This is a genomic window from Moorena sp. SIO4E2, from assembly GCF_010671945.1.
GTDB lineage: Bacteria > Cyanobacteriota > Cyanobacteriia > Cyanobacteriales > Coleofasciculaceae > Moorena > Moorena producens.
Window position 1 is genome coordinate 1 of the sequence record NZ_JAAHIE010000440.1, and the last position, 6,320, is coordinate 6,320.

The window sequence follows — 6,320 nt, forward strand, 5'->3', positions numbered from 1 at the left end:
ATCAGTCGATTCAAGCTCAAGGTCAGCAAGATGAACTGATGAGGAAGCCAATGGTGCAGCTTAAATCCATCGAAGGTGGAATGGCGGCTACCCCAGAGTTGGAAAGCTCAATCCAACAGGCAAAGGGGTCGGGGATGCCCATCGCCGAAAGTATCCGGAAACCAATGGAACAGTCGTTTGGGGCAGATTTTAGTGGGGTGAGGGTTCACAGTGATGCCCAATCTGACCAGTTGAATCAATCTATTCAGGCTCGTGCTTTTACTACAGGTAAAGATATCTTCTTTCGGCAGGGGGAATACAACCCTGGGAGTCGAGGAGGGCAGGAATTGATTGCCCATGAATTGACCCATGTGGTGCAGCAGAATAGAGCCTCTGTGCAACGCCAATTAAACCAGCATAATGGGAGTGAATTTGACCATAACGATAAAATTAGTACTAATGAAAGTGCTCCCGTAGATGTTGTACAGCGTCGAGTGGGATATGAATTTGAAGCACAGTGGAATGTGCGAAATGTAAGTAACTGGCAACAAGCCCAGCAAGACTTTCAACGTGCTAAGACTCAACGGGATTTAGCGATCAATATTAAAGTGGCTAAAGTAATGGCTGAACAACCTTCCATAAAAATAGTTGAGCTTACTAACCACGAAAAGGGATTGGATCAACAAGGTCGTTTAGACCTATGGTTTACTGACGATAGTCAATCTACTCTAACTAATGCCGGTCAAGCACTAATGACCAGAGTAAATGAGGACAGTCAGGACTACCAGGCAATGGTTTTTAGCATGTATGTAAATAAACAACTTAGTGAGCCTCCATTACTCGGTCAGAATGTTCCCAAAGCAACAGCTTTTATTCGAGGTGATAAATTTGATCTAACTGCTGATGCAAGTCCTTCAGGAGGCTCTAACTTAGAATGGGTCACAGAGCCACTAGAAAGTAAAAGTGAAGTTGAATCAGTAATGGATAACATTGTGGCAATGGCAAGTTATCTGAATAGTCGTAAAGGAGAGGAGTTTATTCCATCAGAGGACGTAACAGCAGGTGGAGGAGAACCTGATTCTAATCTCCGAATTTATCCAGATGGAAAGGAATTAAGCTTTTCCCCTCAGCTTACGGCTGGTTTACATATTGGAAAGATTAGCGATCTTGTCGAATACGTTACTGTTAAGGAAGACTTGAATGTCACTGGATGGCTCAATCAAAATCTCTTTAAAAGAGAACGTCATAAACAACAATCTCGTAAGCAAAAAGCAAATAAAGATTTATTTGGTAAAGGAGACTTATCATTTTTATCTAAGGCCGATGCATGGGTCAATGATCAAGTAAAGAGATTAAATGTAGGGGGAATTGATGATAGTGTCAGTAAAAAAGAATTAATGGGACTAGTGACTATCTTGGTAAATTATCTCCACAAAGCAACAAAGATGATGAATAAAGATAACTCAAAAGCCATTGCGGGGGCGATGATGGCTCGAACTGATTTTGCCCACAACTTTGGATTAATTGCAGAACCCTACAGGAATTACTTTCAAACTAATCCTAATCAATTCGCTGAGTTAGTATTAAATGCTGCTGGGTTAACAGGTGAAGGCGGACAACCGATTTTTCCAAAAACAATTGAGAAAGGTATGGTGGGAAATATTCAAGAAGTCCGGATTACTTTAACTCGTAAAGAATGGCTAGAACATATTCCTACTGGATATGACCTGTTAAAGAACTATGTTAACCTTCCAGAGGAAATTAAAGCAGCGGATGAAGATGAGTCAGCAGACAACTTAGTCAAATTAGTCAAAGACAAGCGAGCTGATTTTGAGGTAATTCATAACTCCCTTGGAGCTTTAGGAAGTGTTGACGATTTGGTTGGGCTGAGTGACAAACCAGTTAAAGCCTTGGTGGTTGAACTTCGTCGTATGCAAGATGACTTGAAAGTCGGTGATCTAAAGCCGATGGCAGTTTCTGCCTATAATCTAATTGAGCGACTTAATGAGGGTAAAAAGCTCAAATACAAGAAATAGTAGGTGTGAAGGAAGCATTCGGAGTAAAACTTTAAGGGATTAGGAAAACTTCTAACTAGATACAAAAATGCACCATGCTTTAAAAGCCAATGTAAGTCAATGTAATGCGATCGCTCCCGTCCTCCCATATTTCCGTCCCTGCCACAATCCCTTTGATCTCAAAGGCTATATGATAATTACACTGTGACTTTTGCCGACTCTTAATTTAACCAAGCTCATGGGTAATCTACGACAAAGCCAAACCAAAAACACACAAACTCCAGATCAGTCTCTTGTATCGGGAAGTAGGAAGCCAACATACCACCCAATCGAGGAACTGCAAGGAATAATCGGTAACCGAGCACTGGGTAATCTAATTAAATCCCAGCAATACAAATCTGGAGAAGTTCATCGTTCCCAAGATCCTCTGCTGAGTAGTGTCTCCCCTGTTAGTGGGCAACCAATTCAGCGAATGCCAAGGTTTAGGGGACTTTCCCATGAGTTAATGGGCCATTGGCAGCAGGGCAATCCAGTACAGGCGAAGCTAACTATTGGTGAAGCTGGGGATAAGTATGAGCTTGAAGCTGACCGAGTAGCATCGGAAGTAGTGGACCGGATTAACGCACCAGTTTCTAGTTTGTCAACTCAACATCAGTCGATTCAAGCTCAAGGTCAGCAAGATGAACTGATGAGGAAGCCAATGGTGCAGCTTAAATCCATCGAAGGTGGAATGGCGGCTACCCCAGAGTTGGAAACATCGATTCAACAGGCAAGGGGGTCGGGGATGCCCATCGCTGAGAGTATCCGGAAACCAATGGAACAGTCGTTTGGGGCAGATTTTAGTGGAGTCAGGGTTCACGCTGATGCCCAATCTGACCAGTTGAATCAATCAATTCAGGCTCGTGCTTTTACTACAGGTAAAGATATCTTCTTTCGGCAGGGGGAATATAATCCTGGGAGTCAGGAGGGGAAAAAGTTAATTGCCCATGAGTTAACCCATGTGGTGCAGCAAACTGGGGAGCAAATCCAGTGTAAGTCTCCGAGTGATAGTGTGCCAAGTTCTCCAACATTCCAGGTACACTTAGAGCGCAGTGAAACTCTACAGCGGGCACCAAGCAAAAAAAAATACCCGAAAGAAGAACACCCGAAAAAATGGACGGATTCTCCAAATTGGCTTTCAATACATGACATACCCTTGGAGGAAGCAACACATGACATACCCTTGGAGGAAGCAACACATGACATACCCTTGGAGGAAGCAACACATGACATACCCTTGGAGGAAGCAACACATGACATACCCTTGGAGGAAGCAACACATGACACACCCTTGGAGGAAGCAACACATGACATACCCTTGGAGGAAGCAACGCCGAGAATTAAACCGGAAGTTTTAAAGCAACTTGGGTTCGGCAATAAAGATGTTCAGAAGCAGTTCCAAAAATACTTTCAAGATATATACCTCAAAAAAAGAGGTGTTAATAAGCTCCTAAGTATTAATGAGCTAAATGTGATTCAAAATATGGCTAAGGATAAAGAGGGCAATAAATATCTAAAAAGCTTACAAATGTATTCTTTGAAAGAAGCTAAAGAATACTTAATAAAAAAGAGTGAGAATGACTGGCTCAAACTACATCCCAATCAAAGAATAATTGTGGCTAGCGTAGCTTGGCTATGCCGCTCAGATACTCAACTATTACAAGAACTTAGTCTCAGCAAAGAGTACTTATTTAAAACTCGTCCTTATCAAATGGCTTTACATTTCAAAGCTAATCAGCCAGGAGGTAATGAGTATCTGGATGAAATTCGGAGTAACACTGCTGAAGTTTGGCAAAATACCCTTGATTTAGGGGAAAAAGGGAGTGAGAGAAAAGCCATAATTATTGAAGAAGCCAAGAAGCGTCAGCAAGAAATACATCAATACGGTAAGGCGAAAGGTAGGAAGGTTGATCTAGGTGAGGCGATTGAAAAACATACAAAAGCCATAGGGGTGCTTAAAAAAGTATTTTTACTCATGCAAGCTGGATTAAAAGAATGTACTAAGATTGGAACTGAGGGTAACTTGCCCAGATATCAGAAGTGGTCGGAAAATGTTGCTACCGCCCTATCTCATGGTGGCAGAGTCAATATTGTAATTCCTAAGCTAGCGAAAAAAAGTGAAGCAGGCGTAAGAGACCCCTATGCCTTACTGAATTGGCTTGGTGTAACTCAAGCAGGAAAAATAGACGAAAGTATCGGAGCGTTTAAACGTTCTTTCGGTACACACTTCATGAAAAGGTCGAGGCATGAAGAAAAAGTTCGAGAGCAAGGAGGAAAGCTAGCAGCAATTAAAAATAAATTTTATGGAACAGAACTTTATGGCATAAATTTAGCTGTTGGTGGTATTGGTCAGACAGATTTCAACAGTGATATAATTTTGCCAGATGGAGCCCACGGACATTTGCTGATTGTTTTTCGACCTCCAACTACAGAAAAATTCGGAGCTCTAGAGGTTGGAGTAGAAACAACTGCTCCAGGTGGTGCGAGTAACGAGGGATACGTTCATAACTGGAAGTCAACAGAAGCAACCGCAAACCCTCTATCTAGTGCGGGAGGTGCTAAAGCTGAAAAACACGGAAAAGGAAAGCTCGATTGGAATCGCCTCAGTATAGTTTCTCTCGACGAGATAGATCAAACTACAGTAGTAGCAAAGGAAATGGAAAATTGGCTTGAAAAATTGGAAAGACTAAAAGCTTTCTATGATTTATTGGAAAAAAATGAGAGAATAATTACTCAAGACTTAGTTGGTAAACGAGACAATTTTAGGGGTAAAATCACCTCATAATATACAAACTATTAAATATTTCGTAAAACTCATGGGTAATCTACGACAAAGCCAAACCACAAAAACACTCACTTCTCAACAGCAACAACCATCACCTAGTACCAAGCCAGAGCTCCACCCCATAGAAGAATTGCAAGGGATAATCGGCAACCGGGCACTAGGTCATCTAATTAAGTCCCAGCACCAAAACTCTCACTCAGAAGCTGGTTACCAACAGAAAGTTGCTCGAACTATTGACCCTCTGCTGAGTAGTCTTTCCCCTGTTACTGGGCAGTCAATTCAGCGAATGCCAATGTTTAGGGGACTTTCCCATGAGTTAAGGGGCAATTGGCAGCAGGGCAATCCAGTGCAGCCAAAGCTAACTATTGGTCAAGTTGGGGACAAGTATGAGCAAGAAGCCGACCGAGTAGCATCTGAAGTAGTAAGACAGATTAACCCACCAGTTTCTAGTCTCTCCACTCAACATGAGTCGATTCAACGTCAAGACGAAGAAAGCACTAGCCATAGTAGCACGATTCGAGCGCTAGCCCAGGGCAAGGTAATTTTCGCGGGTTGGTACAATGGTTGTGGCAATACAGTTAAGATTGATCACGGCAATGGTTTGGTGACACGCTATGCTCATAACCGTAAACTATATGTGAGCCAGGAACAGGTGGTGCAGCAAGGGGAACCAATCGCAGCAGCTCGCTCTAAAGTTCGTTCTACTGCTCCTCACCTCCACTTTGAAGTCCTTATGCATAAGACACCACGATCTCCAAGTATCTACATCAGAAGGCAATGTTTTGAATACAGCTAACAAACCCAAATCCTTCAAAAGCTTACATTATCTGAATAATTTATAGCTTCTTTAAAAAATTTTCTGTTAATTTAACCAAAGTTTTATTACCAGATGAATTACTAGTGACAAGGGCTATTGGCATAAAACTTTCTATAGCCTTGGCAACATTGATATCCAGTCGAGAGCAGCACAAAGCAATTAGTTTTATATCATGTCCGGATAATTAGTTATAAAAAACCATTACCCTTGAAACCTTACTCCTTTACTTCAGCATAGCTGCCTTCTGCCTTCTGCCTTGCTTTCTCTCCTAGTATAAGTATTCAACCGGACATGATATTACTCATCGCGATCGCTCCGGTTCTCCCATATTTCTATCACTCCCACAATCCCTTTGACCTCAAAGGCTATATGATAATTACACTGTGACTTTTGCCGACTCTTAATTTAACCAAGCTCATGGGTAATCTACGACAAAGCTAAACTAAAAAAACACTAACTTCTCAACAGCAACAAGAGTTCTTGTAGGGTGGGCAAATGGACATGATTCCTAATTAAATTACCAAACTATCATAATTTGCCCACCCTACCCCTGAGGTGAGCAAATCCACTACCGTCTACCCTGTTGTTAATTGGTTTATCGGTTAAAATTGTAGAGCAAGTCAAAAAAATCTTAACCTGCTGAATAGGTGACAAGCAAGACCGATCGCCTGATTTTGTAGGGTGG

3 protein-coding genes are annotated in these 6,320 nt (G+C 41.9%); all 3 read left to right on the forward strand.

Features of this window, described 5'->3' with window-relative positions; genetic code table 11:
- Positions 1 to 2,015, forward strand: a 2,015-nt coding sequence (locus F6K37_RS29825; protein WP_287254092.1) for an eCIS core domain-containing protein, incomplete at its 5' end; no start/stop codon positions are given.
- A 217-nt stretch (positions 2,016 to 2,232) separates the two neighbouring features.
- Positions 2,233 to 4,818, forward strand: a complete 2,586-nt coding sequence (locus F6K37_RS29830) for an eCIS core domain-containing protein (RefSeq protein ID WP_287254094.1) — start codon at positions 2,233 to 2,235, stop codon at positions 4,816 to 4,818.
- Between the two features lie 31 nt (positions 4,819 to 4,849).
- On the forward strand, positions 4,850 to 5,614 hold the full coding sequence (locus F6K37_RS29835) for a M23 family metallopeptidase (RefSeq protein ID WP_071105178.1): 765 nt from the start codon (positions 4,850 to 4,852) through the stop codon (positions 5,612 to 5,614).
- Positions 5,615 to 6,320 lie beyond the last annotated feature (706 nt).